This window comes from Paraburkholderia sp. BR14312, from assembly GCF_040948675.1.
Lineage (GTDB): Bacteria > Pseudomonadota > Gammaproteobacteria > Burkholderiales > Burkholderiaceae > Paraburkholderia > Paraburkholderia nodosa_A.
This window is the reverse complement of sequence record NZ_JBFPKI010000008.1, coordinates 302,053-325,004: the sequence shown is the minus strand read 5'-3', so window position 1 is coordinate 325,004 and position 22,952 is coordinate 302,053. Positions and strand designations below refer to the sequence as shown.

The 22,952-nt window shown below is 65.8% G+C and carries 22 protein-coding genes and 1 pseudogene; 3 read left to right on the top strand and 20 right to left on the bottom strand.

Annotation, left to right across the window (positions count from 1 at the left end; all coding sequences use genetic code 11):
• Nucleotide 1: 1 nt before the first annotated feature.
• The 15 genes from AB3X98_RS24030 to AB3X98_RS23960 are packed head-to-tail and all read right to left on the bottom strand — an operon-like array spanning nt 2 to nt 14,820.
• Nucleotides 2-1,228 (bottom strand): beta-ketoacyl-ACP synthase, encoded by a 1,227-nt coding sequence (locus AB3X98_RS24030; protein WP_368610326.1) that lies wholly within the window; start codon nt 1,226-1,228, stop codon nt 2-4.
• Nucleotides 1,228-1,953: a 3-ketoacyl-ACP reductase FabG2 gene (locus AB3X98_RS24025; RefSeq protein ID WP_368607191.1), complete on the bottom strand. Its 726-nt coding sequence runs from the start codon at nt 1,951-1,953 to the stop codon at nt 1,228-1,230. Before AB3X98_RS24025 ends, AB3X98_RS24030 begins: the two co-directional genes overlap by 1 nt.
• Nucleotides 1,950-2,435 carry a hotdog family protein gene (locus AB3X98_RS24020; protein ID WP_368610325.1) on the bottom strand — a complete coding sequence of 162 codons (486 nt, stop codon included), beginning with the start codon at nt 2,433-2,435 and terminating at the stop codon, nt 1,950-1,952. Before AB3X98_RS24020 ends, AB3X98_RS24025 begins: the two co-directional genes overlap by 4 nt.
• 8 nt (nt 2,436-2,443) lie before the next feature.
• Nucleotides 2,444-3,625, bottom strand: a complete 1,182-nt coding sequence (locus AB3X98_RS24015; RefSeq protein ID WP_368610334.1) for a beta-ketoacyl-[acyl-carrier-protein] synthase family protein — start codon at nt 3,623-3,625, stop codon at nt 2,444-2,446.
• A complete protein-coding gene (locus AB3X98_RS24010) occupies nt 3,622-5,991 on the bottom strand; it encodes an MMPL family transporter (protein ID WP_368610333.1) in 2,370 nt (789 codons plus the stop codon). The genes AB3X98_RS24015 and AB3X98_RS24010 overlap by 4 nt, the downstream gene beginning before the upstream one ends.
• 59 nt (nt 5,992-6,050) lie before the next feature.
• Complete coding sequence (locus AB3X98_RS24005; protein WP_368610332.1) at nt 6,051-6,674, bottom strand: outer membrane lipoprotein carrier protein LolA; 624 nt, start codon at nt 6,672-6,674, stop codon at nt 6,051-6,053.
• Nucleotides 6,675-6,715: 41 nt separating this feature from the next.
• Nucleotides 6,716-7,156, bottom strand: a complete 441-nt coding sequence (locus AB3X98_RS24000) for an acyl-CoA thioesterase (protein ID WP_368610324.1) — start codon at nt 7,154-7,156, stop codon at nt 6,716-6,718.
• Complete coding sequence (gene hutH / locus AB3X98_RS23995; protein ID WP_368603509.1) at nt 7,153-8,730, bottom strand: histidine ammonia-lyase; 1,578 nt, start codon at nt 8,728-8,730, stop codon at nt 7,153-7,155. The genes AB3X98_RS24000 and hutH overlap by 4 nt, the downstream gene beginning before the upstream one ends.
• Nucleotides 8,717-10,438, bottom strand: coding sequence for a glycosyltransferase (locus AB3X98_RS23990; RefSeq protein WP_368603510.1), 1,722 nt, complete (start codon nt 10,436-10,438; stop codon nt 8,717-8,719). Before AB3X98_RS23990 ends, hutH begins: the two co-directional genes overlap by 14 nt.
• Complete coding sequence (locus tag AB3X98_RS23985) at nt 10,435-12,189, bottom strand: AMP-binding protein (RefSeq protein WP_368603511.1); 1,755 nt, start codon at nt 12,187-12,189, stop codon at nt 10,435-10,437. The genes AB3X98_RS23990 and AB3X98_RS23985 overlap by 4 nt, the downstream gene beginning before the upstream one ends.
• Nucleotides 12,147-12,803: a hypothetical protein gene (locus AB3X98_RS23980; protein WP_368603512.1), complete on the bottom strand. Its 657-nt coding sequence runs from the start codon at nt 12,801-12,803 to the stop codon at nt 12,147-12,149. Before AB3X98_RS23980 ends, AB3X98_RS23985 begins: the two co-directional genes overlap by 43 nt.
• An 8-nt stretch (nt 12,804-12,811) precedes the next feature.
• Nucleotides 12,812-13,063 carry an acyl carrier protein gene (locus tag AB3X98_RS23975; protein WP_069267955.1) on the bottom strand — a complete coding sequence of 84 codons (252 nt, stop codon included), beginning with the start codon at nt 13,061-13,063 and terminating at the stop codon, nt 12,812-12,814.
• 3 nt (nt 13,064-13,066) lie between these two features.
• Nucleotides 13,067-13,366, bottom strand: a complete 300-nt coding sequence (locus AB3X98_RS23970; protein WP_069267954.1) for a phosphopantetheine-binding protein — start codon at nt 13,364-13,366, stop codon at nt 13,067-13,069.
• Entirely contained in the window at nt 13,341-14,135 is a 795-nt protein-coding gene (locus AB3X98_RS23965; protein ID WP_368603513.1) for a lysophospholipid acyltransferase family protein, read from the bottom strand. The genes AB3X98_RS23970 and AB3X98_RS23965 overlap by 26 nt, the downstream gene beginning before the upstream one ends.
• Entirely contained in the window at nt 14,119-14,820 is a 702-nt protein-coding gene (locus AB3X98_RS23960) for a beta-ketoacyl synthase chain length factor (RefSeq protein WP_069267952.1), read from the bottom strand. The genes AB3X98_RS23965 and AB3X98_RS23960 overlap by 17 nt, the downstream gene beginning before the upstream one ends.
• A gap of 419 nt (nt 14,821-15,239) precedes the next feature.
• Between AB3X98_RS23960 and AB3X98_RS23955 the strand changes: the two genes are divergently transcribed.
• A complete protein-coding gene (locus AB3X98_RS23955) occupies nt 15,240-15,839 on the top strand; it encodes a LysE family translocator (protein WP_069267951.1) in 600 nt (199 codons plus the stop codon).
• Between the two features lie 10 nt (nt 15,840-15,849).
• On the opposite strand, the gene AB3X98_RS23950 is transcribed toward AB3X98_RS23955, so the two are convergent.
• Nucleotides 15,850-16,368 carry a hypothetical protein gene (locus AB3X98_RS23950; RefSeq protein ID WP_368603514.1) on the bottom strand — a complete coding sequence of 173 codons (519 nt, stop codon included), beginning with the start codon at nt 16,366-16,368 and terminating at the stop codon, nt 15,850-15,852.
• A 260-nt stretch (nt 16,369-16,628) separates the two neighbouring features.
• On the opposite strand from AB3X98_RS23950, the gene purU reads away from it, so the two are divergent.
• Nucleotides 16,629-17,510: a formyltetrahydrofolate deformylase gene (gene purU, locus AB3X98_RS23945; RefSeq protein ID WP_342946207.1), complete on the top strand. Its 882-nt coding sequence runs from the start codon at nt 16,629-16,631 to the stop codon at nt 17,508-17,510.
• Between the two features lie 16 nt (nt 17,511-17,526).
• Here the strand turns inward: purU and AB3X98_RS23940 are convergent, their stop codons facing one another.
• On the bottom strand, nt 17,527-17,787 hold the full coding sequence (locus AB3X98_RS23940; RefSeq protein ID WP_368603515.1) for a hypothetical protein: 261 nt from the start codon (nt 17,785-17,787) through the stop codon (nt 17,527-17,529).
• A 236-nt stretch (nt 17,788-18,023) separates the two neighbouring features.
• On the opposite strand from AB3X98_RS23940, the gene AB3X98_RS23935 reads away from it, so the two are divergent.
• Nucleotides 18,024-19,127, top strand: coding sequence for a GlxA family transcriptional regulator (locus AB3X98_RS23935; RefSeq protein ID WP_069267947.1), 1,104 nt, complete (start codon nt 18,024-18,026; stop codon nt 19,125-19,127).
• Between the two features lie 591 nt (nt 19,128-19,718).
• Here the strand turns inward: AB3X98_RS23935 and AB3X98_RS23930 are convergent.
• The 3 genes and pseudogenes from AB3X98_RS23930 to AB3X98_RS23920 all read right to left on the bottom strand — a co-directional run.
• A complete protein-coding gene (locus AB3X98_RS23930; RefSeq protein WP_368603516.1) occupies nt 19,719-20,711 on the bottom strand; it encodes a GlxA family transcriptional regulator in 993 nt (330 codons plus the stop codon).
• Nucleotides 20,712-20,755: 44 nt separating this feature from the next.
• Nucleotides 20,756-21,652 carry a choline ABC transporter permease subunit gene (choW, locus tag AB3X98_RS23925; RefSeq protein ID WP_069267945.1) on the bottom strand — a complete coding sequence of 299 codons (897 nt, stop codon included), beginning with the start codon at nt 21,650-21,652 and terminating at the stop codon, nt 20,756-20,758.
• Nucleotides 21,645-22,930: pseudogene (locus tag AB3X98_RS23920) on the bottom strand (glycine betaine/L-proline ABC transporter ATP-binding protein); the annotation flags it as partial. The pseudogene AB3X98_RS23920 and the gene choW, both read right to left, overlap by 8 nt.
• Between the last annotated feature and the right edge of the window lie 22 nt (nt 22,931-22,952).

The window sequence follows — 22,952 nt, the reverse complement described above, 5'->3', positions numbered from 1 at the left end:
CTCAACGCGCGCGCCGGAAGATCAGCGACGTGTTCACGCCGCCAAACGCGAAATTGTTGCTCATGACGTATTCGGCGTCTATCGTGCGCGGCTCGCCCTGGATATAGTCGAGCGACGCGCAGGCCGGATCGACCTGGGTCAGGTTGAGCGTGGGCGCGTACCAGTTGCGCTTCATCATCTCGATCGTCCACCACGCCTCGATCGCGCCGCAGGCACCGAGCGTATGGCCGATATAGCTCTTGAGCGAGCTGATCGGCATGCGCGCACCGAAGGTCTCCGCCGTGGCCTGGCTCTCGGCCACATCGCCGCGATCCGTGGAGGTGCCGTGCGCATTCACATACGCGATCGCTTCGGGGGCCAACTGCGCGTCGTCGAGTGCCTGACGCATCGCGACCGCCATCGTCGCCGCCGTGGGCTGCGTGATATGCGCGCCATCCGAATTGCAGCCGAAGCCCACCACTTCCGCATGAATGCGCGCGCCACGCGCCACGGCATGCTCGTATTCCTCGAGCACGAGCGTCGCCGCGCCCTCGCCCACCACGAGCCCGTCGCGCGCGGCATCGAACGGACGTGGCGTGAGTTGCGGCTCGTCGTTGCGCGTGCTCGTGGCATAGAGCATGTCGAACACCGCCACGCCGGGCTCCGAGAGTTCCTCGGCGCCGCCCGCGAGCATCAGCGTCTGTTTGCCGTTCGCGATCATCTCGTAGGCGTAGCCGATTGCCTGGCTGCCCGAAGCGCACGCGCACGACGTCGGCACGATGCGCCCCTTGAGGTCCCAGAAGAGGCTCACGTTCACGGCCGTGGTGTGCGGCATCATCTGCACGTAGCTGTTCGACGTCACATCGCTCATCGAGCCCGTTTCGAGCATCTTGCCGAACGCGCGCACCGGCTCGACCGAACCCGCCGAGGACCCGTACGCCACCCCCATGCGGCCGTCCTTGATCGACGCATCGTCGAGCAGGCCCGCGTCGGCCAGCGCGTGCTCGCTCGCACGCACGGCGTAGAGCGAGACCGGGCCCATCGAACGCGTTTTCTTGCGCGGGTAATAGTCAGGCGCAGTGAACGCCGGCAGCGGGCACGCAAGGCGCGTATGCAGCGCCTCGATATAGTCCCAGTCGTGCACGCGCTTGACGGCGTTGACGCCGCCCTTGAGCGCGGCTTCGACCTGCGCCCACTGATCGCCGAGCGCGGTCACGCCGCCCATGCCGGTAATGACGACGCGCTTCATCAGACCATCCCGCCGTTGACGCCGATGACCTGGCGCGTGACATAAGACGCCGCGTCGGACATCAGGAAGCCGACCACGGCCGCGACTTCGGCGGGCTGCCCCACGCGATTCATCGGCACGGCCTTGAGCGCGTGTTCGAGCGGCACGTCGTCGAGCATGCCCGTATCGACGAGCCCGGGCGCGACGCTGTTGACCGTGATGTTGCGGGTGGCCAGTTCCACCGCGAGCGCCTTCGTCGCGCCGATCAGCCCGGCCTTGGCGGCGCTGTAGTTGACCTGCCCGCGATTGCCCGTCACGCCCGACACGGACGCCACCGTCACGATCCGGCCGCCCTTGCGCGCACGCACCATCGGCATGACGAGCGGATGGACGACGTTGTAGAACGCGTCGAGGCCCGTTTCGAGCACGATGTCCCAGTCTTCGTCGGTCAGTGCGGGGAACGCGGCGTCGCGCGTTACGCCCGCGCAGCAGACGATGCCGTAGTAGGCGCCGTGCGCCGCCACGTCGTCTTCCAGCGCCGCGCGGCATGCGGCGCGCTCGCGCACGTCGAACTGCAGCACGCTGGCCGTGCCGCCCTGTGCGACGATGCCTGCCGTGACGGCATCCGCTTCGTTGCGTCCCGTGCGGCAATGCACGGTGACGGCAAAGCCGTCCGCGGCAAGATGGTAGGCGATCGCGCGACCAATGCCGCGGCTCGCGCCGGTAACGAGAACACGCCGGCTCATGATCTGGAATTCTCCTCGATGAAAGTCTGGAAATCGCGCGGCTGATACACCTTCACGGTGGCCTCGGCCAATAGTTTGTCTTCCTGATTGATGGTGCAGCCGTATGCGCCGTGGCCTTCATCGCTGCGCAGCAGTTCGCCAACCGTCACGCTGAGTGGCGCGCCGCCTGCGAACGCAGCTTGAGCCGCCTCATAGCGGCGCGTGCCGAGCAGCACGCCTGGGCGCGCGGGCTTGCCTTCGCGCATCGACAGCAGGCCGACGTGGGCGGCGATCGCCTGCGCCATCAGTTCGATGCCGATCCATGCGGGCATCGCGCCCTGCTCGTCGGCGTACCATGCATCGGCGCGCACGCTGGCAAGCGCCGTGAGCGATTCGTCGCTGCATGCGGCGACCGAATCGAGCAGCAGCATCGTGCCGCGGTGCGGGATGATCGTCTCGATCGGCGGGAACGCATCCGTCGGGGAGGAAAGAGCGGAATTCATGGCCTCGATCACCGTCCGAGTATGAGTGAAACGTTGCTGCCGCCAAACGCGAAAGAGTTGCTCATCACGTATTGGCGCACGCCGTTGCGCGGCAAATGCCGCACGCCTTCGATCAGGTCGAGCGCGGGCAGCGCCGGGTCGGCTTGTCCGTCCCACAGATGGCGCGGCAGCGCGACGTCGTCGCGGGCGAGCGCGAGCCATGCCAGGCCCAGTTCGCTCGCGCCCGCCGCGCCGAGCGTATGGCCCGTGAGCGGCTTCGTGCCGCTCGCGGCCACGCCGTCGGGGAACACGCGCGCCATCAGATGAGCTTCCATCTGGTCGTTCTTGATCGTGGCCGTTGCGTGCAGGTTGACGTAGCCGATCGCGGCCGCGCCGATGCCCGCGTCGGCGAGCGCCGCACGCAAGGCGAGTTCGCCGCCCGCGCCTTGCGGGTCGGGCGCGGAAATATGGTGGGCGTCGCTCGACTCGCCCGCGCCCGCGAGCATCACCGGCCCTTCCTCGCGGGTCATCAGGAACACCGCCGCGCCTTCGCCGATGTTGATGCCGCGACGCTGCGCGCTCATCGGATTGGTTCGCACGGGGCTCGTCGATTCGAGCGAGGCGAAGCCTTGCAGCGTGAGTTCGCAAAGCGAGTCGACGCCGCCCACGACGACGGCATCGCACAGGTTCGCCCGCAGCAGACGGCGCGCTGCGACGAATGCCTTCGCGCTCGACGTGCACGCCGTGGAGATCGTGTACGCCGGGCCGCGCAGATCGAGCGCCGCGGCGGCGAACGGCGCGGCCGTGCCGATCTCCATCTGGCGGTAATCGAACGCCGAAGCGGCTTCTTGCTGCACAGGCTGCGTGAACATCATTTCCGCGGCGCTGATGCCCGACGTGCTCGTACCCAGCACGACGCCGATACGGCCCGCGCCAAAGCGTTCGCGCGCGGCTTCGATGGCGCTGCGGACCTGTGCCAGTGCAGCGAGCAGAAGCCGGTTGTTGCGGCAGTCGTAGCAGGCGAGCGATGCGGGCGGCGCGACGTTGAGCGGCGCCTTCACGCTGCCCGCGAACGCCGTACCGGTGCGTGTCGCGATCGGCCCCATGCCGGGCGCCTCGCCGCGCGCGAGCGCTGCGACGATCGCAGGTACATCGTCGCCTAGCGCGTTGGCCATGCCGAGCGCATGCAAATAGACAGGGAGCGCCATCAGGCCTTTCTCCGTTGATTCGTGGGCATGCCGCTTGTTCCGCTTATGCCGATAGGCGCGAGCATGACGGACACCATGATGCCGAGCGACAGGGTGGCGCCGAAGCTCTTGAGCGCGGGCATGGAACTCATGCCGAGCATGCCGAACGAGAGCAGCGTGGTCGCGGCGGACAGCAGCACGCCCGTCCATACGGCGCCGCGATCGGTGGCAGCGCGCATCGCGCCTTCGCGCAGAAAGACGGCATAGTTCGCACCCACGCCGAGCACGAGCATCAGCGCCAGCATGTTGAAGAGATTGATGCGCAGGTGCGCATAGCCGAACGCTGCGAGCGTGACGCCGATGGCGAGCCACACCGGCAGCGCGACCGCGATGGCCCCGCGCCAGCCATAGCGGAACATCAGCAACGCGAGCACGAGCGTGAGCGCGCCCGCGAGCCAGATCGCGCCGTCCTGTCGATACACGCCGAAGAGCCGCGACACGCTCGCCGCCTTGTCGACGAAGCTCACGCCGGGCAACGCGTGCGCGACGTCGAGCAGCGCAGGTGCGTTCGCAGCGGACACACCCTGCGGAATCACGATCGCCGCGAATGCACCGGGCGTGCTCGCGGAACGGCCGAGCCACAAGTGGCGGAACGGCTGCGACCAGGGTTCGGCAAGCCAGTCGTCCACGTGCAGCATGGAAGCGCGCGAGTGCGCCCAGGCATCGAGCCACGTTTGCGCCACCTCGTCACGAAAGCCCGCTGCGCCCAGCAGCGTGCGCAAGGCGGCGGGATCGGCGAACACATGCGCGCCGAGCAGCGCGCGATCGGCCCGCTGCTGCGCTTCGGATGGCACGAACGACGTCACCGATTGCCAGCCGCTCAGCGCGGACGCGCCCGTGAGCGTGCCGAGCCGCGCGCACAACGCGTCGGTGCGCTCGAGCACGGCCTCGGGCGACGCGCCGCGCACGACGAAGAACTGCGCGCTGTTGTCGGCCCCCACCGCGCTCGACACCACGCGCTCCTGCGCGACGAGCGCCGGGTCCCGTTGGATCAGTAGATGAATGTCGTCGTCGCTGCGCAGTTGCAGCCAGCCCGGCGCGGCGATGACAACGAGCGCCAGCGCGACGCCCCACGCGCGACGGCCGCCGATCAGCGCCTGCCATTTCGCGAGCGAGGCCGCGGCCACCGCGAAGAGCGTATGCGGACTGCGGCGCGCGGGCTGCGTCAAGAGGCTCGGCAGCAGCCAGACAACAGAAGCGAAAGCCGTGAAGATGCCGACGATGGCGAAGCACGCGATCTGCCTGAGCGCCGGAAACGGCGCGAACGTCAGAATGGCGTAGCCAAGCAGGCTCGTGCTGAGCGCCACCGTGAGCGCGGGCAGCACCTCCCGCGCGCCGCGCCGCGAATCCCAGCCGTGCCGCGTGCCGAGGTAGACGACGAAGTACTGAATGGAGTAATCGACCGCCTCGCCGATCAGGCTCGCGCCGAACACCAGCGTCAGCAGATGCAGCTTGCCGAAGACGAGCATCGTGGCCGCGAGCGCGCACACGATGCCGAGCGCGGTGGAAACGAAACCGAGCAGGATCAGCCGAGGCGAGCGGAAGATCCAGAGCATGAGCAGCGCGATGCCCACGGCCGAAACGATGCCGATCACATGGACGTCGCGCTCCGAGGCGCGCCGCGCAGACTCGGCATAGAACACGGCGCCCGTGCGCGCGACGGTCACATCGGGCCAAGAAGCTTTGAGCGCCGCTTCGCCGTTTGCGACGGCAAGCAGCACGCCCCGTTGAACGTCGGATTCGTAGGCAGACCCAGGCAGCGTGCCGATCACGAGCACGCTCGTGGTGTTGCCGCGATGCGCAACGAGGAAACCGTCCTCGATGGTGAGATTCGATGCCGCGAGCGGCAGCCCTGCGAGCCAGTGCTGAAGCCAGCCGAACGGATCGTCGGCGAGCGACGTTGCGAGACCCGCGTTCGGCAGGCCATAGAGGCGCTCGGCGAGCGCGCCGCGCAGCGTTTCTGTGCTCCCCGAGGCAGTCGTGCGGTCTTGCGCGGTCAGCAGGCCAAAGCGGTATGGCAGGTAGAAACGCGTAATGCGGCCGAGATCGAATGGCGGAACTTGTGCCGTCACCGAGGCGAACGCGTGGCTCGCGCTCAGCACCGCGCCCAGTTGGCCCGCTGCCGCTTTCGCGTGCGCCGCGTCGCTGCTCGACACGAGCAGCACGGCGCGGTTGCCGAGCGCGCTCGCGAGCTGGTCAACGGCCTCTTCGGCCACGGGGTCGGCCTCGGTTGCCGGCAGCAGTGCGAGCAGGTTCGTCTGCAGGGGCGTCGGCCCCGCAAAGCGCCAGGCGCAATACAGCGCCGCCGCGAGCGCGAGCAGCAGCCACATGGCGCGCAGCGTCCACTGCCGCCACGGCTGGGTTGCGGTGCGAAGCTCCGAGGAACTCACTATGGCGTTCCGAAAAGTTTCTGGTCGGCGGGCAAGAGTTCGGACACCTGCGCGCTGCCGCTAAAGTCATACTGCGTGACGTCGCCGTTGGCGAACGTGATGCGCAAGCTGCGCAGGAAGTCGCCGCCTTCCATCTCGATGCCGCGCAGCGCCTGCGCGATCTGCGGCTGGCGCGGCACGAGGCGCATCTGCCATTGCGAAGGCGTGCCGCGCGCCGCTACGTCGAATTGCGAGTACAACCCGCTCAGGTCGCCGCCGAGCATCGCCCGCATCATCTTCGCAATCTCTGCCGCACCGCGCGCGCCCTGCGCGCCGCCGTTCCGGGTGCGCTGATCGGGTTGACCGTTGGCATCGATAACGGTGACACCGCTGTCGCGCATGACCCACGTTTTCCTGTACGGCGTTTCGACCTGCCAGATCACGCCGCGCTCGCGAAAGAACAGCAGCGAGCCCGTGCTGACGAGCGGGGCTTTCATCGCGGCAAGCGTCTGCGTTTGCGTGAAATGCGCACGCACGCCGCTCGCGCGCGCAAGACGCGACGCGATCTGCGAGACGAGTGCCGCGTCGCCGGCGTCCGTGCTCACGTTCGCAGGTACCGTCGCGGCCTGCGCCGGCATCCACATCGACTGAAGCGCAAGCAGTGCGGCCCCCGCCGCGCATCGTTTCAACGCGCCCATGCACGCTCCAGCTTTTCGAACACGACAGGTGGCGAGACGAACTGCAGCTCCTGCGTGGCGGCGCTCACGGCGACCTGGATCGTGTAGCCCTTCGTGAGCCGCGTGCGCGATTCGCGATCGTAGACTTCGTAGCCGATTTTCAGGCGATTTTCGTACTCGAGCAGATGTGCGCAGACTTCGAGCTGCTGCCCATAAACGGCGGGCCGCACATACTTCAAATGCGCTTCGACCACGGGCCACACGTACCCCGACGCCTGCATCTCGCGATAGTCGTAGTCGAACTTGCGCAGCAGCGCCGCGCGGCCGAACTCGAAATACTTAAGATAGTGGCCGTGCCAGCAGACATTCATCGCGTCCACGTCATGGAACGGCACTTCCACGTTCGCGCTCGCGCTCAACACCGGCGCAACCTTGCGTGATTCGCTCATGGCCTGCCCTCCGCGTTCGGCACGAGGAAATCGCCGGTTGCGATTCGCTCCGTCATGGCGCGAAGTTCGTGTTCGAGCGCGCGGTCCTCGTCGACGAATGGCGACGTCGCGGCCACGTCTTCCATGAATGCGGCAAGCGGCTCGGGAATGACGGTCTCGGCATTGCCGCGCAGTCGCAGTCGCGCGGCCTGCACGGTGGCGAGCGCATGGGCGGCCGCGACCTGCTCCGTGAGTTGCAGCACGCGCAAGCAGTCGCGCGCCGCGATCGTCCCCATGCTCACCTTGTCCTGATTGTGTGCTTCCGTCGAACGGGAGAACACGCTCGCGGGCATCGTGTGCTTGAGCGCCTCCGCCGTCCACGCCGACGACGAAATCTGCACGGCCTTGAAGCCGTGATTGATCGGCGCGCGCGCAGTCGTCGCGCCCGTGAGGTTGCGCGGCAGGCCGTTGTTGAACTTGTCGTCGACGAGCAAGGCGAGCTGCCGGTCCATCAGGTCGGCAAGATTCGCCACGGCCGTCTTGAGGCCGTCCATGGCGAACGCAATATGGCCGCCGTAGAAGTTGCCGGCGTGCAGCACGCGATCGCCGTCGGGATCGATCAGCGGATTGTCGTTGGCGCTGTTCAGTTCGTTCTCGATGTCGCGGCGCATCCACGTGAGCGCGTCGTTCGCCACGCCGATCACGTGCGGCGCGCAGCGGATCGAATAGCGGTCCTGCAAGCGGTGACCCGGCGTGTCCGGACGGCCAGCGAGGTCCGCACGGATCCAGGCCGCCGCCTCGCCCTGCCCGGCGTGCGGCTTGGCTTCGAAGATGAACGCGTCGAAATGCGCGGCACGCCCGTCGAGCGCTACAGTTGCGAGCGCGGTGAGTCGCGCGGCGAGGCGCGAGAGCTGCGCCGCGCGCGTGAACGCGAGGCACGCGAGGCCCGTCATGACCGCCGTGCCGTTCATCAGCGCGAGGCCTTCCTTGGGCGCGAGCGTGAGCGGTTCGCGGCCAAGCGCGAACCACGCGTCGCGTGCCTCGCAGGGCGCGCCGCGAAACTGCACGCCGCGCTCGCCAACCAGCGCCGCTGCGACATACGAAAGCGGCGTGAGGTCGCCGCTTGCGCCCACCGAGCCTTCGGCGGGAATCCGCGGCAACACGCGATGATTGATGAGATCGGCGAGACGTTCGAGCAGCACCGGTCGCACGCCCGAAAGCCCGAACGCCAGCGAATTCAGACGCGCGGCGATCACGGCGAGCGCCGAGGCGTCGTCGAGATACTCGCCCATGCCGCAGCCGTGATAGCGCGTGAGCTGCAGCGGCAGGGCCTCGACGAGCGCCATCGGCACGTCGACGACGCAGGCGTCGCCGTAGCCCGTATTGACACCGTACACGGTCGCACCGGCTTCGAGATGGCGGCGCAAAAACTCCGCGCCGCGCGCAATGCGTTCGCGCCAGGCCGGGTCATCGTTGAGCCGCACGGCGGCGCCGCCACGCGCCACCGCCACGACGTCCTCGATCGTCAAATGGCGGCCGCCGAATACCACGGCATCCGCCTTGACTCCGGCATCCTTCAGGTCAGTCTCTGCCATTCGCTCCCCCACTGGGGCGCGCCCAGAAATCGTAGAAGTTGAACCATTGGTAAGGCGCCTTGCGGCAATAGTGTTCGAGGCGCGACGCGAAGCGCTGCGCCCATGCCGCAATATGCTCGGCGCGGCCACGCCGCGGCAGCTCGATACGCTCGGCGAACGGCTCGAAGTAAAGCCGGTAGCCCGTGCGCTCTTTCAGGCAGAACAACAGATAAACGGGGCACGCGAGCGCATGCGCCAATACATAGGGTCCCTGAGCAAACGCGGCGGTCTCGCCGAGGAATTGCGCCTCGGTGGTACGGCCCGTTTCGCGCGCAGGCGTGCGGTCGCCGACGATGACGAGCAGCTCGCCGCGCTCGATGCGCTCCTGCATCATCAGCGCCGTTTGCGGGCCGAAGTCGCTCACCGGCACGAGATGCTGCGCGAAATCGTGATGGGCGGTAGCCAGCACGCTGTTGAAGCGTTTCGCGTGCTCCGTGTAGACGATGGCCGTCACCTTCGTCTGCGCGCCGCGCACGGCCAGCGCCCGCGCCATCTCGAGGTTGCCGTGGTGCGAGCCGATCACGAGCGCGCCGCGGCCGCTCGCGATCAACGCGTCGAACGCGCGTGGGTCGTCGATCTCCACGTCGGCCGGGCCGACGCGCCCCGTCCAGGCGGCCAGCTTGTCGAAGCCCGATTGCGCGAACGAGAGCATATGGCGGTAGGCCGTGAACCAGCCGGGGCGCGGCGTCTCGCGCTCCGGAGAACACTGCTGCAGCCGGTCGAAATAGCGCCGCGAGGCGTCCCGTGCGGGGCGGCCCGTCACAAGGAAGTACGCGACGATCGGATGCAGCCAAAGCGCGGTGAAGCGCCGCCCGAACAGGCCGCAACTCCAGGCGAGCAGCGCCATGCCGAGCCGGCTGCCGCGTTCGGCAGTGCGCCACCACGGATCGTTGCCGTCGCCCGCAGCCGCCGTCCGTGCCAGAACCTGCGGCAGGACCTTATGCACGAGGAGCAGCGGCAGACGCGCGAGCATGCCTGCGACGAGCCGCGTATGGCTGCGGCTGATACGCACGTTGTCCCACAGCACGTCGAAATGCGAGACGCCATCGGCCGCGTAGGTGACGGCGGTCGGAATCGAGACGAACGCCACGCGCCGCCAGTGCAGGCGCACGAGAATCTCGATGTCGAAGTCCATGCGCTCGGGCAGCTTCACGCTGTCGATCAGCGCGCACGCGAGGTCGAGCGGATAGAGGCGAAAGCCGCACATCGAATCGCGAATCGTGAACGAGAGCGTCTCGATCCACACCCAGACGTGGGTCAGATAGCGCCCATAGAGGCGCGCTTTCGGCACACTCTCGTCGTACACGGGCTGGCCGATCACGACCGCGCGCGGATTGGCCTGCGCGGCGGCGAGAAAGCGCGGGACGTCCGCGGCGTCGTGCTGGCCGTCGGCGTCGATCTGCAGCGCGTGCGTATAGCCGGCGTCGCGCGCGACGCGCAGCCCCGCCATCACCGCCGCGCCCTTGCCGCCGTTCACGGGCAGGCGCCGCAGCGTGAGCTTGCCGGCGTAGCGGCGCGCGAGGTCCGCCAGCACCTGCTGGGTGGCTTCGTCGCTGCCGTCGTCGACGACGATGAGCGGCAGGCCGTGGACGGTCAGGTTCGCCACGGTGCCGCCGATCGCGTCCTTGTGGTTGTAGATCGGAATGACGATACAGGCCGCGAGGCTCATGCGGGCTCCCTGTATACGAAAGCGCCGGACGCGCAGTCACGCTCGCCGACGCGCCACGCGAACGCTATGCGCCGGCGCGCGGCGTCGTGCTTGAGCACGAGCTTGAGCAGCACGCCCGGCGGCACCGGCATGGTGAATTTCAGTTGATCGATCGAGGCGAGCGCGCGCACGCCGGGCACCCAGTCGCGTGCGAAACGCATCGCCCAGTCCACCTGCACGACGCCCGGCAGAATCGGCAGCCCCGGAAAGTGGCCCGCGAAATGAACGAGCGTGTGCGGCACGCGTAATTCGAATGCCCGCCCTTCTGCGTCGTCCCATTGAGCGAGCAGCTCGAACCCTTCTTCGCTGGCCGCGAACGCGCGGGCAACCGCTTGTGCCTGAACCTTGCCGCGCGAGTCGGCTGGCAGCGCGCGATGAATGCGCCAGTGGCGCGGCAGAACGACAGTGTCGAACCAGGCGGCGAGATGGCGGCGCAATGCTTTCAGGAGCAGAACGCGGCCATCGCGACGCAGTGTTTCGCGGCCCTCTGCGGTGAGCACCACGAGCGCGCCGATGCGCTCGCGCGAGCCGCCTTCGAGCAGTACCGTCCTCACTTCGCCAACGCCGGGATGCAGCAGCAGTTTGCTCTCCATCTCGCTGAGCGACACACGCTTGCCGTCGAGCTTGACCACGCGGTCGAGACGCCCTTGCAGCACGAAGCGGCCGTATTCATCGAACGCGGCCTTGTCGTCGGTGCGATGCCAGCCGTCGTGGCCGAGGTGCGGCGAGCGCACTTCGAGCGCGCCGCCCTCTTCCGCTGCGGCCGCGCGCACGGCGATGCCCGGCATGGGCGTCCACGCTTGCGCTTCGGTTTGTCTGCGCCAGGCGATGCCGCCCGTTTCCGTACTGCCGTAGATCTCCAGCGGCGCGGCGCCGAACGTGGCGGCATATTGCTTCGCCGTGTCGAGCGGCAGCGGGCCGCCCGACGAGAAAAACGCGCGCGGCTGCGCAGCGAGTGTCGCGAACCCCGGCAGATCGGGCCAGCGCGAGAGCTGTGCAGGCGTCGAGACGACGACAGTCGCGGCACATTGCGCCGAACATTCGGCGATACGCGCCTGCAATTGAGCGGGGTCGGCACAGGTCGCGCGGGCGAACGGCCTGCCCGCGGCCAGCGGCCAGAAGACGCGGAACAGTAACCCGTAAATGTGGTGATGCGGCACGCTCGCGAGCACGGCCGCGTCGCCCAGCAGCGTGCCCCACGCGGCTTCGAGCGTATGCACTTCCGCGTCGAACTGCGCGAGCGTCTTGTGTACGGGCTTCGGCGTGCCGCTGCTGCCCGACGTGAAGAGCGTGAGCAATGCGTTCGCGTCGATCGCCATGCCGGGCTCGACGGGTTGATCCGCAGGGGTATCGGCACACCAGGCGGCAAGCTCGTTTTCGTCGAGCACCGCGTCGTACGCGTCGCTCAGTTCGGCGAGATAGCCCGGCGTCGCGTTCGCCGGTATCACGGGCACTTTGCCGGCCGCAAGCAGTCCGAACAAAGCGCAGGCGAACAGATACGGGTCGTCGCTCCAGAGCGCGAAGCGCAGGCCCGGCCGCGTGCGCAGGCGCTCAGCGATGCCAAGCGCATGCGCACGGAATGTATCGAAGTCCGTTACGTTCGCGCCATCGACGCCAACGGCGCTGCGCGGCTCGCGGCGACGCGCCACGAGAAGCTCGTGCAATGCGATCACACCGCCTCCCGTCGCGCAGCACGCGGCAGCATGATCCATTTGCGCCAGACGAACTCGCCGGCGAGCAGCGCACCGATGATCAGATAGGAGAGCATGCCGTTGTAGAGCGACCAGGCGCGCGTGGGCCAGGCAAGCGCCGTCCAGGCAGAAAACGCACTGTTCAAAGCGAAGAAAATACACCAGAGCTGCGTGACGCGGCGCGTATAGCACACGATGTGCGCGGGCGGATCGGGATAGGTCAGGCGTGCGAATTTTTCGACCATCGACGGGCCCTTCACGAGGGTCGCGCCGAAGGCGACGAGCAGCCCGATATTCACGAGCGAAGGATACAGGCGCATGAGCCGTTCGCTATTGGTGATGACGATCGCCACCGAGGCGACATTGAGCATGACGGCAACGGCCCAGTCCACCGGCGTGAGCTTGCGCAGCGTTGCCGCGAGCGCGCCCGTGCCGGCCACGCGCTGCATCCAGAGCAGAACGAGCAGCAGCAAGCCCACGAAGCGCGGCGAATCCCAGCGCCACGCGCAGAGGATCACGACCGGGTAGGCGAGACTGGCCAGCAACCGCCACTTGCTGCGTGCCCGGCCAGCTGCTGCGTCGCTTTCACCTGCACCGGCAGGCTCAGCCGCGCCGTGCCCGCGAAGAACCGTCACGAATCGCCTCAAGCCTGGGTCACGAGCAGCGTCTCGACCGCGACGATCACGTCGCCCACCGTGCGCACCTGCTTGAACTCTTCCGGCTTGATGCGGCGGCCCGTCATTTCCTGGAGCTTGATGGCCAGATCGACGGCATCGATGCTGTCCAGATCCAGTTCCTCGAACAGGTGCGCCTCCGGCGTGACGCGCGCCGGATCGATATCGAAGTTCTCGTGAAAGATCTCGCGGATACGGTCGAGAATTTCAGCTTCGTTCATGATTCAATCCCCTTTCCCTGCAGTGGCTTCCAGCGCCTCGTTTTCGTTTGTGTGCCCCGCGACGAGCGCCGCGAGCGTGTTGATCGACCGGAAGTAGCCGCGCACGTTTTCGTCGTCGGCGTTGATGGTCAGTTGATAGCGCTGGCGCAGCACGATGCCGATCTCCAGTGCGTCGATCGAGTCGAGCCCCACGCCGTCGGTGTCGAACAGCGGCGCGTCGTCGTCGATATCGGCGGGCGTGAGATGCTCGAGATCGAGCGCCTCGATCAGGAGCCGCTTAATTTCCAGTTTTAAAGTATCCATAGTCAAACAGGTGCTGTGTGATTTGCGCCTCGATGGTGCGCGTAACGTTGCGCGCGGCGAGTGCGGAAGGCATGTCGCGCGGCGCGAGCGGCTGGATGCCGATGGGCGCCAGCACGTTCACGCTCATGCGGAAGGGCCGCTGCGGAACGTGATACCAGCGCATCTGCTTGGTGAAGGCGGGCGGATCGCAGTGCATGAGCACAGGCAGAACCGGCGCGCCGGCCTCGAGCGCCGTATGCGCGAAGCCGCGCGAGAACGCATGCAGGCGATTCGGCGCGGGGCTGCGTGAGCCTTCGGGAAAAATGATCATGCTGTAGCCGTTCGCGAGCTGGCGCGCGCAGTCCTGCACGAAGCCTGTGGGATCGGCGTTGCTCACGTACTCGGCCGCGCGCACGATGCCCCAGAAGCACGGGTTGCGCCAGTGCGCGTTCTTCACGACGCAACAGGCCGAAGGCGTGAGCGCGAGCAGCACCACCACGTCGAGATAGGTGGGATGGTTCGCGACAACGATGGCGGGTGCGCCCGAGCGCAGCGCGTTTGCGCCGGCCACGTCGAGCTTCATGACGCCCGCGCGCTGCAAGGCGGCCACGAGCGAGCGGAAAAACCAGTGAATGACGGTGGTAACCGCGCGCTGCCGCGAAGCGCGATGCGGCCAGACCGCTGCGAGCGGAAATACGATCACCGAGAAGAGCAGCCCGCACGCGCCGAAAAACGCGAGACTGAAGCCGGTGGCGAAGAGCCGCCAGCCGTGATCAAGCCGAGCCGACATGCCAGCTCCATTGCCATGTGCCGCCGCTGCCCTGCCACGCGGCGCTTTCGCCGCCGCTCAGGCAGTGATGCAGCGCTTCACTTTGCGTAGCGAATTGGCGTGCCTGTGCTGCCGAGCCCGGCTTGTTTTCCGCGATGGAGCACGCGAGCCGGCCTTGCGGCGCCTCGCTCGCATCGAGCAGCAACGCGAACGCGCCGCGCTGCACTTCCTGCTCGACCGTGCCGTAGCGCGCGTCGGCGGGTTCGTCGGCGTAGACGACCAGGACCGGGCTTTCGGGGTCTTCCGTATGCAGCGCATGGCCTTCGAGCAGCGCGTAGCCCAGCGTCTGTGCCCCTGCCGAGAGGGCCGTAGCCGGCGAACGGTCGCCGCGCACGATGCCGAACAGCCCCGTCATCGCATTGAGCACGGAAAGGCTGAAGGCGTTCGGTGAAACGGGCTTGTGTGCTTCGATGTCGCGCAGAATGTCCGTCGTGCGGCGCAACTCGCCGTGCCGTGATGCGAAGACCAGGCGCGGCCTGGTTTGCGCATCGACGCAGTCGCCCGCCACCTTCAGCGCCATCCGCGAAAGCGCGCTCAGGCGGCGGCGCATCATCGGATCGACGAACGCAACCTCAGGCACACTTTCCGATGCGGAAGACCAGAAGGACCAGCGCGCCACGGGCATGGTCCACGACAAATCAGGCATAGGGGTTGACGATAGCGGCCGCAGCGTGCGGGCTCTCGACCCCGAACGGCGTATGTTTATTTTTCCTCGACCCGCAAAATTTTCTGGGCAAAGTTCTCGTGCGTGCTTTAACGGCGGGCGTCGCGAATTATTTAGGGTGAAACAAGAAATATTTTGAAATGATTTGTTACGCATCAAGAGATGCATTGAAATCAATAATTTAGGCGCGTGGCATAAGCACGCATTTGGACAAAGCAGATGCCGCTCTCAACATCACGAATATCGGCCGATGGTTTAGCGCATCGAACCCGGCTGAAATAGGCATATATCGGCGCAAGCCGTAGAATGCGGGCGCCGCGGGACAGTTTTCGTCACTGGCTGCCATAACGCCCTACAGTCGGCTTTCAATCATCCGAACACCCTATTCCCCAGTCGCTCCCATGCTTTCCATTTCCACCATCGGGCTGATGGTCTCGGGCTGTGCGATCGTGCTGCTCATGCCGGGGCCGACCAACACGCTGCTCGCTGCCGCCGGGTTGCGGCAGGGCCTGCGCCGCTCCGCGCATCTGACCGCAGCCGAACTGGCCGGCTACCTGGTGTCGATTACCGTCTGGGGGCTTTGCTTCACCCATGCATCGCATTCGCTGGGCTGGCTGCCGAAGGTGCTGCGTGTGGCCAGCAGCCTCTATCTGGCGTGGCTCGCCTTGCGCCTCTGGTTCACGGCCAACTCGATCGAAACCTCGGCCAGGGGCGTAGTGAGCACGCGCACGCTGTTCAGCGCCACGGTGCTCAATCCCAAGGCCATTTTGTTCGCGGGCTCGATTTTCCCGCCCGCGGCGTTCGCGAGCGTCATGACGTGGTCCCAGGCCATGGCGATCTTCGCGGTCTTGCTGATTCCCATCGGCCTGACGTGGATCGCCATTGGCGCCGCGCCGCGCAACGGTCGTGCACCGTTCATTCGTCCCGCGTTCTTCCAGCGCTGCGCGTCCGTCGTGGTGGGCGCCTTCTCCGTGTCGCTCATGTGGGCGCTCGCACACTGACGCTATCGCGTCATTCACGGGCTCGAGCGGCTTGCGGCGGAACGAGTTCGGCAACGCTGAACCAGCGGCTGCCAGGCGTGCCAGCCAGGCGCTGCAGCGCCTCGGCGTCTTTCACGCCGCATTCCACCGGAAAGGACTTCGCTGAGTAAGCGGCTAGCCAGAGGGTCCGCATCACGCCATCGGTGAACGCAACATACGGCACGGCGGCGCTCGCCGGGCAACTGACTTCCGCAAGCGGCACCGGATCTTCTTCGCCGAAACTGAAACCTTCGGCCGCCAGTTCGAAGCGCGGGTCGGCACGCCATATTTGCGGATTGCCGTCTGCGAGCCCGGCGTGCTCGCTGCGCGGGTCGGCACGCCAGAGCCTCAGGAAGCGCGCGCAGTCGACTTCGACCACGGCCCGTTCGTCGTTGCCGTAGTTTGAGCGGCTCACCGACATATACACATCGGTGACCGATGTGCGCACGCGAAAAAGCGCGGCACACTGCCCGTTCAACGCCCTAGCCTGCAGACCCAGATAACTCTCCATCTCCGCTCCCGTATCGCCGCAGCCCATGCTTGCCGGAGAAAAAAGCGGCGGATAGGAGGAACGCGACAGCCATAGGGGCAAAAACGACCTTCTTGTTGCTGGTGCAGGTTTGGCGTTGGGTTGGCGTATTCATTCTCTCGATACAGCGCGTGGGTTCTATGTGCGGCATGCCGATTGGTGGCTTACTTGCGCCATCAAGCCAGCGCCCCCGCACGACGCGCAAGATGCAGCGGGCGCACCACGACACGAGGAGAACGCGCATGCCCACCGAAGACCCGCAGCACCGCTACGTGCTCACGCTATCCTGCCCCGCCGCCGCGGGGCAGGTTGCCGCGGTCGCCGGCTTTCTCGACGCGCACCGCGGCTATATCGACGAGCTCACGGTGTTCGACGACGACATCAGCACGCGCTTCTTCCTGCGCTGCGTCTTTCACGAGGTCGTGCAGCCCGGCGCGGGCGAGCGCTTCGATCTCGCGGGCCTGCGGGACGAGTTCGCGAGCGTCGCGCGCAAGCACGAAATGACCTGGGCCATTCACGACCTGCGGGTGCGTCCCAAAGTGCTCATCATGGTGTCCAAGCTCGAACACTGCCTCGCCGACCTGCTGTTTCGCTGGCGCATGGGCGAGCTGCAGATGGACATTGCGGGCATTGCCTCGAATCACCGCGATTTCGAGCCGCTCGCAAAACAGCATGACCTGCCGTTTCACTATCTCCCCGTCACGCCTGAAACGCGGCGTGAACAGGAAGCCGCCATCCTCGACTTGTTCGATTCGACCGGTTCGGAACTGCTGATTCTCGCGCGCTACATGCAGATTCTTTCAGACGAAACGAGTCGGAGGCTGGCCGGCCGCGCCATCAACATCCACCATTCCTTCCTGCCCGGCTTCAAGGGCGCGCGCCCGTATCACCAGGCGCACGTGCGCGGGGTCAAGCTGATCGGCGCGACGGCGCACTTCGTCACCGACGATCTCGACGAAGGCCCGATCATCGAGCAGGAAGTGCAGCGGGTGGACCACTCGCTGAACCCCGAGCGCCTGCTGGCCGTCGGCCGAGACGTGGAATGCGTGACGCTCGCGCGCGCCGTGCGCGTATTTCTCGAGCGCCGGGTCTTCATCAACGACGGCCGCACCGTCGTACTGTAAGCAAGCGTATGAGCGTTCACGCCGCCATGCTGTGGCGGCGCTGCGCCTGTGCCGCGAGCGCCGCGAACGCGCCCTCGCTCATCCTGCTCGCCACCCGCTCTGCATAGTCGTGATGCCGCTGCGCGAGCGGCGCGCCCACGCAACGCGCCTGCAGATAGCGCAGCAGCCCGATACGCCCGTGTCCGCGCGCCATGCTCTGCTCCAGCAGGGCGAGCGCGGCTTCGGCGTCGCCGTGACAGGCGCGTTTGTTGAGTTCGACGGTTGCGGTGCGCGGCATGACAGCAGGCCTCGTGGACAGGGGCAGCGTGGGGCGTGTGCCCGCTAGGGAGTTGACCAAAGCGGCGGCGCCGCCGCTAGAATGAACGCGCCAGAGCGGCGGAACCGCCCCGCCATGCTGCGTGTATTCCTTCAAAACTTCGCTTTTGCGAAGATCGATGGCGGAAATCGACAAGCGCCTCGGGGCCTTATCGGGGAAGCTTGGCTAAAACCGCATCGTCGCTTTCCTGTGCCTCCATGTCCGACACACTCGCCACCGCCGTTTCCATCGACGCCGCTCCCAAGGAGCGCATCCGTTTCGGCATCGTGCTGCTGCCGAACTTCACGCTGACCGCGTTCTCGGGTTTCGTCGACATGCTGCGTCTGTCTGCCGACGAAGGCGACTACAGCAAGCCAGTGCGCTGCTCGTGGCGCGTGATTGGCGAAACGCTCGCACCCGTGCGTGCGAGTTGCGGCATCCAGATCGCGCCTTGGGAAACCTTCGCCGAAGCCGAACCGGTCGACTATCTCGTGGTCGTGGGCGGACTGCTGCACTCCGGCCCGCACGCCAGCGAAGCGACGCTTCAGTACATCCGTCGCGCGGCCGGCGGCGAGACGACAGTCGTCGGGATCTGCACAGGCGTTTTCGCGCTCATGCGCGCCGGCGTGCTCGATGGTCACCGTATTTGCGTGAGCTGGTTCCACTATTGGGACTTCATCGAGCGCTTCCCCAACGTCAATGCCGATGCCATCGTCGCCGACCGTCTGTTCGCGATCGACCGGCGCCGCATTACCTGCTCGGGCGGCCGCGCGTCGATCGACGTCGCCGCTGCCATTTTGCTGCGCCACTTCGATCATGCGACTGTGCAGAAGGCGCTGCGCATTTTGCTGGTCGGCGAAATGCAAAAGGGCAATGCGCCTCAGCCTCATCCGCCCGGTCTCGAGCCTGCCACGCACCCGAAGGTGAAGCGCGCCGTACTGTTGATGGAGCAGCAGGTTGGCCGCAACGTGCCGCTGGAAGAACTGGCCTGCAAGCTGAACCTCTCGCCGCGGCAACTCGAACGCCTTTTCAAGGCGGAGACGGGGAAGAGTCCGCGCGCGTTTGCCAATGCGTTGCGTCTGAGGACGGCCGCCTGGTTACTCACGAGTTCGGATCGCACCGTTGCTGATATTGCTTCTAGTTGCGGGTTTTCGGATGCTTCGCATCTTGGGCGTGAGTTTCGCAAGCAGTTCGGGGTGCCGCCGGTTATGTTTCGTGCGCAACGTAGTGGGCAGGATGCGGTGCAGTTGGCGGATCTCGATGCGCTATTGCAGGGGGGTGCTGCGCTTGCTGAGGTGGGTGTTAGTGGTTCGTTGCATTGACTTTTTTTGCCGGTTGGGCGCTTTTTTGGGCCTTTCCTTGTTTTCGCGTCGGTATGCATGCGTTGCCCCTGTGCGGGGCGGCACCTACTTTCTTTGCGGCGGCAAAGAAAGTAGGCAAAGAAAGCCGCTCAAACCGCTAATGCCTGCCACAGTTCACATCTCGCCGTACATGGTGAATGGCTCCGGAGCGTCTGTCGCCTCGCACCTTCAATGTCAGTGACAAGGCGCTCATTCATCCCGCTGCTCGCTTCGCGCGCTGCGGTGGGGTCTGCATGGGAAACCACGAGGCATTTCAAGCTTCGCGAGAATGCACGCGCACCACTGGTTTTAGGTTATGCCCTTCGGCGCGCGCAGCGCCGCCGGAAGGATGAGCGCCTTGTCACTCCGTTTTGGGGCGAGTGGTGACAGACGCTCCGGAGCCATTCACCATGTACGGCGAGATGTGAACCGTGGCAGGCGCTGGCGGTTTGAGCGGCTTTCTTTGCCTACTTTCTTTGCCGCCGCAAAGAAAGTAGGTGCCGCCCCGCACAGGGGCAACCCAGGCAGACCGCCGCGAAAACAAGGAAAGGCCAAAAAAACAAAAAAATCCGATCAATCAGCGCCGCGCCGCTCATGACTCGGCGCATGCCCAAACTGCACCCGATACGCCTTACTAAAATGGCAGGGTGAATTAAAACCACAAATAGCGGTCACACGAGAAATCGAAGTATCGGTAGTCCGCAACAGCTCCCGCGCGCGCTTCAGCCGCAACGTCAAGTAATAATGCGTCGGCGAAACGTTGAGATACGCCTTGAACATCCGCTGCAAATGCCGCTGCGAAAGCCGAACGAGCCGCGCGAGTTCCTCCAGCGACAGAGGCTCCTTGATATTAGCCTCCATCAACCGCACGACCTCCACCAACTCGGCACGCGAAAAACCCACACGCGCATCCACGGGGATAGGCTGCAAATCCGTCGAACTGCGAATCCGCTCGAGAATGAACTGTTCGGACACCTTAGCGGCAAGACTCTGCCCAAGACTCGCACCAACGAGTTCGAGCATCAGATCAAGCGGCGCGGTGCCGCCCGTGCAAGTAAGGCGGTCGCGATCGACCACAAACAGCTCATCGGCGAAACGCACACGCGGAAACTCTTCATGCAGGACCGTGAGATCCTCCCAATGCACTGCGCAGCGATAACCGTCCAGCAACCCGCTCGCCATCAGCGCATAAGCACCGGTGCAGATACCACCGAGCGGCACGCCCCGCTGCGCCACCATGGCGAGCGTGGCGCACACGCCGTCGCTCATGATCTCGCGTATGCGTATGCCGCCGCACACAATCAGCACGTCGGGCAGGCACGCCGGGTCGAGCGCCTGCGCGGGGCGCACGGTGATGCCGTTGCTTGCTCGGGCCGGTGCGCCATCGAGCGAGTAGATCGACCAGCGGTAATGGTCCGCGCGCCCCACGTAGTTCGCCATGCGCAGAACCTCGACCGCACTCGAAAACGCGATCATCGAGAAGTTCTGCAACGTCAGGAAACCGAAATGCCTGAGAGACGATGCCGTGCGCGTTTCGGGCTCGGGCACGGCGATGTCGATCGTCACATTGCGCTCCTCGGGAACGACGGTTGATCGTGTTACTTCAACGCTTACGCCTCTACGACTGCGGGACGCACTCGCATCAGTTGCTTCAGTCCGGAGAACAGCGGCGCTTTCACCGCGCCCGGCGCCCGGCCAAAGCTCTCCGTTATCCGGTCAAGGATGATGGCGAGCAGCACGACGGAAAGTCCGCTTTCGAAGCCGAGGCCAATATCCAGCCGCTGAATGCTTGCGAGCACGTCGTTGCCGAGACCGCCCGCGCCCACCATCGAAGCGATGATGACCATGGAAAGCGCCATCATGATGGTCTGGTTCACGCCCTGCATAATGGACGGCAGCGCGTTCGGAAACTGCACCTTGTACAGCAGCTGCCACGGCGTGCAGCCGAACGCCTGCCCTGCTTCGACGATCTCGCGGTTCACGTGCTTGATGCCGAGACTCGTGAGACGAACGGCAGGCGGCATGGCGAAGATCACCGTGGACAGAATGCCCGGCACGCGGCCGAGACCGAACAGCATCGCGGCGGGAATCAGATAGACGAAGGCCGGCATGGTCTGCATCAGGTCGAGAATGGGCCGCACGATGGTTTGCACGAGCTTGCTCTTCGCCGTCCAGATGCCAAGCGGAATACCGATCACGAGGCTGATCACCGTTGACGAGAGCGTGAGGCCGAGCGTCACGACGGTCTGATCCCAAAAGCCGGTTGCGTAGATCAGCAATAGCGAGCAGGTGGCGAAGATCGCGAAGCGCCAGCCCACGCGCCACAGGCCGATTGCGATGAAGAACGCCATGAGCGCCCACATGGGAATGGCCTGCAAGCCGTGCTCGACGAACGCCGCGAAGCCCTCGATTGCCTTGCCGACGGCGTCGAAGCTGTTGGCGTCGTGGTCGAGCAGATAGTGAACCGACTGATCGACCCACTGGCCGACGGGAATGATCTCAGACATGGGCGGCACCTCGATTACGCGTAATGACCTTCAGCACGGCGGCCTGATCGATGGAGCCGCAATAGCGGCCCTCGTCGTCGACCACGGGCAGCGCCGTCGTGTTCGCACACACCCGCGAGACCACCTGCTCCAGCGGCGTGCCAAGCGTGATGCATTCGACTTTCTTCAGCGACGGCTGCGCGGCGCCGATCGCATCGCGCGTGACGCAACCGCTGATGCGGCGCTGGGCGTCCAGCACGAACGCATAGTCGGCGCTGCCGTTGAGCGACGAGGCCACGCTCTTCGCGTCGAGCGTGCGGATGACCGGCACGGCTTCGCGCTGCATGAGGTCGCCGGCGGTGAGGTAGCGGCTCGTGTCCACGCCGTCGAAGAACGCGCGCACATAATCATCGGCGGGGTTGCTGATGATTTCCTGCGGCGTGCCGATCTGCACGATGCGTCCGCCTTCCATGATCGCGATACGGCTGCCGATGCGCAGCGCCTCTTCGAGGTCGTGCGAAACGAACATGATCGTGCGGCGCTGCTCTTTCTGCAGTTGCAGCAGCACGTTCTGCATTTCCTTGCGCTTGAGCGGATCGAGCGCGGAGAATGCTTCGTCCATGATCATGAGCGAAGGATTCACCGCGAGCGCGCGAGCGAGGCCCACGCGCTGCTGCATGCCGCCAGAAAGCTCGGCGGGCAGCTTCTGCGCAAACGCCGCGAGGCCGACCTGTTCCAGCACGGCCAGCGCGCGCCGCTCGCGCTCCTTGCGGCCCACGCCCGCCACTTCGAGGCCGAACGCGGCATTCGCAAGCACACTGCGCTGCGGCATGAGCGCGAACGACTGGAACACCATGCTCATGTCGGTGCGGCGCAGCGAGACCAGCTCAGAGCGGCGCACGGCCGCGATATCGCGCCCGTCGATGACGACCTTGCCGGCGGTGGGTTCCACGAGCCGGTTGATGAGCCGGATCAGCGTGGACTTGCCCGAGCCTGAGAGGCCCATCAGCACGAAGATCTCGCCCTCGTGCACCTCGAACGACGCATTGTTCACGCCGAGCACATAGCCGGTCTTCGCGAACAACTCGTCTTTCGTCGCGCCCTTCGCGAGCAGTTCACGGGCAAGCTTCGGGTTGGGCCCGAACACCTTGCATAATCCATCGACCACGATCTTGGGGGATTTCATCGACTCCGTCTCCTCGAACGGCAGGCGCCGGCCCGCACGGTATGTCTACATAGTTGCCAGAAAAATCCCTGCCGGGATGGCGAATTGCGACAGACGCTTGCGCAAAAGCGACACGGCGCCGCATCAGAAAGGTCA

Bases quoted from the DNA above. Each gene is read 5' to 3' on its own strand.
- AB3X98_RS23940 (WP_368603515.1), bottom strand. From the start codon at position 17,787: ATGCCGCGCACCGCAACCGTCGAACTCAACAAACGCGCCTGTCACGGC.
- purU (WP_342946207.1), top strand. From the start codon at position 16,629: ATGCCCACCGAAGACCCGCAGCACCGCTACGTGCTCACGCTATCCTGC.
- AB3X98_RS23950 (WP_368603514.1), bottom strand. From the start codon at position 16,368: ATGGAGAGTTATCTGGGTCTGCAGGCTAGGGCGTTGAACGGGCAGTGT.
- hutH (WP_368603509.1), bottom strand. From the start codon at position 8,730: ATGGCAGAGACTGACCTGAAGGATGCCGGAGTCAAGGCGGATGCCGTG.
- AB3X98_RS23985 (WP_368603511.1), bottom strand. From the start codon at position 12,189: ATGGATCATGCTGCCGCGTGCTGCGCGACGGGAGGCGGTGTGATCGCA.
- AB3X98_RS23935 (WP_069267947.1), top strand. From the start codon at position 18,024: ATGTCCGACACACTCGCCACCGCCGTTTCCATCGACGCCGCTCCCAAG.
- AB3X98_RS24010 (WP_368610333.1), bottom strand. From the start codon at position 5,991: ATGTGGCTGCTGCTCGCGCTCGCGGCGGCGCTGTATTGCGCCTGGCGC.
- AB3X98_RS23965 (WP_368603513.1), bottom strand. From the start codon at position 14,135: ATGTCGGCTCGGCTTGATCACGGCTGGCGGCTCTTCGCCACCGGCTTC.
- AB3X98_RS24005 (WP_368610332.1), bottom strand. From the start codon at position 6,674: ATGTGGATGCCGGCGCAGGCCGCGACGGTACCTGCGAACGTGAGCACG.
- AB3X98_RS23960 (WP_069267952.1), bottom strand. From the start codon at position 14,820: ATGCCTGATTTGTCGTGGACCATGCCCGTGGCGCGCTGGTCCTTCTGG.
- AB3X98_RS23990 (WP_368603510.1), bottom strand. From the start codon at position 10,438: ATGAGCCTCGCGGCCTGTATCGTCATTCCGATCTACAACCACAAGGAC.
- AB3X98_RS23955 (WP_069267951.1), top strand. From the start codon at position 15,240: ATGCTTTCCATTTCCACCATCGGGCTGATGGTCTCGGGCTGTGCGATC.
- AB3X98_RS24030 (WP_368610326.1), bottom strand. From the start codon at position 1,228: ATGAAGCGCGTCGTCATTACCGGCATGGGCGGCGTGACCGCGCTCGGC.
- AB3X98_RS24000 (WP_368610324.1), bottom strand. From the start codon at position 7,156: ATGAGCGAATCACGCAAGGTTGCGCCGGTGTTGAGCGCGAGCGCGAAC.
- AB3X98_RS23970 (WP_069267954.1), bottom strand. From the start codon at position 13,366: ATGGATACTTTAAAACTGGAAATTAAGCGGCTCCTGATCGAGGCGCTC.
- AB3X98_RS24020 (WP_368610325.1), bottom strand. From the start codon at position 2,435: ATGAATTCCGCTCTTTCCTCCCCGACGGATGCGTTCCCGCCGATCGAG.
- AB3X98_RS23975 (WP_069267955.1), bottom strand. From the start codon at position 13,063: ATGAACGAAGCTGAAATTCTCGACCGTATCCGCGAGATCTTTCACGAG.
- choW (WP_069267945.1), bottom strand. From the start codon at position 21,652: ATGTCTGAGATCATTCCCGTCGGCCAGTGGGTCGATCAGTCGGTTCAC.
- AB3X98_RS24025 (WP_368607191.1), bottom strand. From the start codon at position 1,953: ATGAGCCGGCGTGTTCTCGTTACCGGCGCGAGCCGCGGCATTGGTCGC.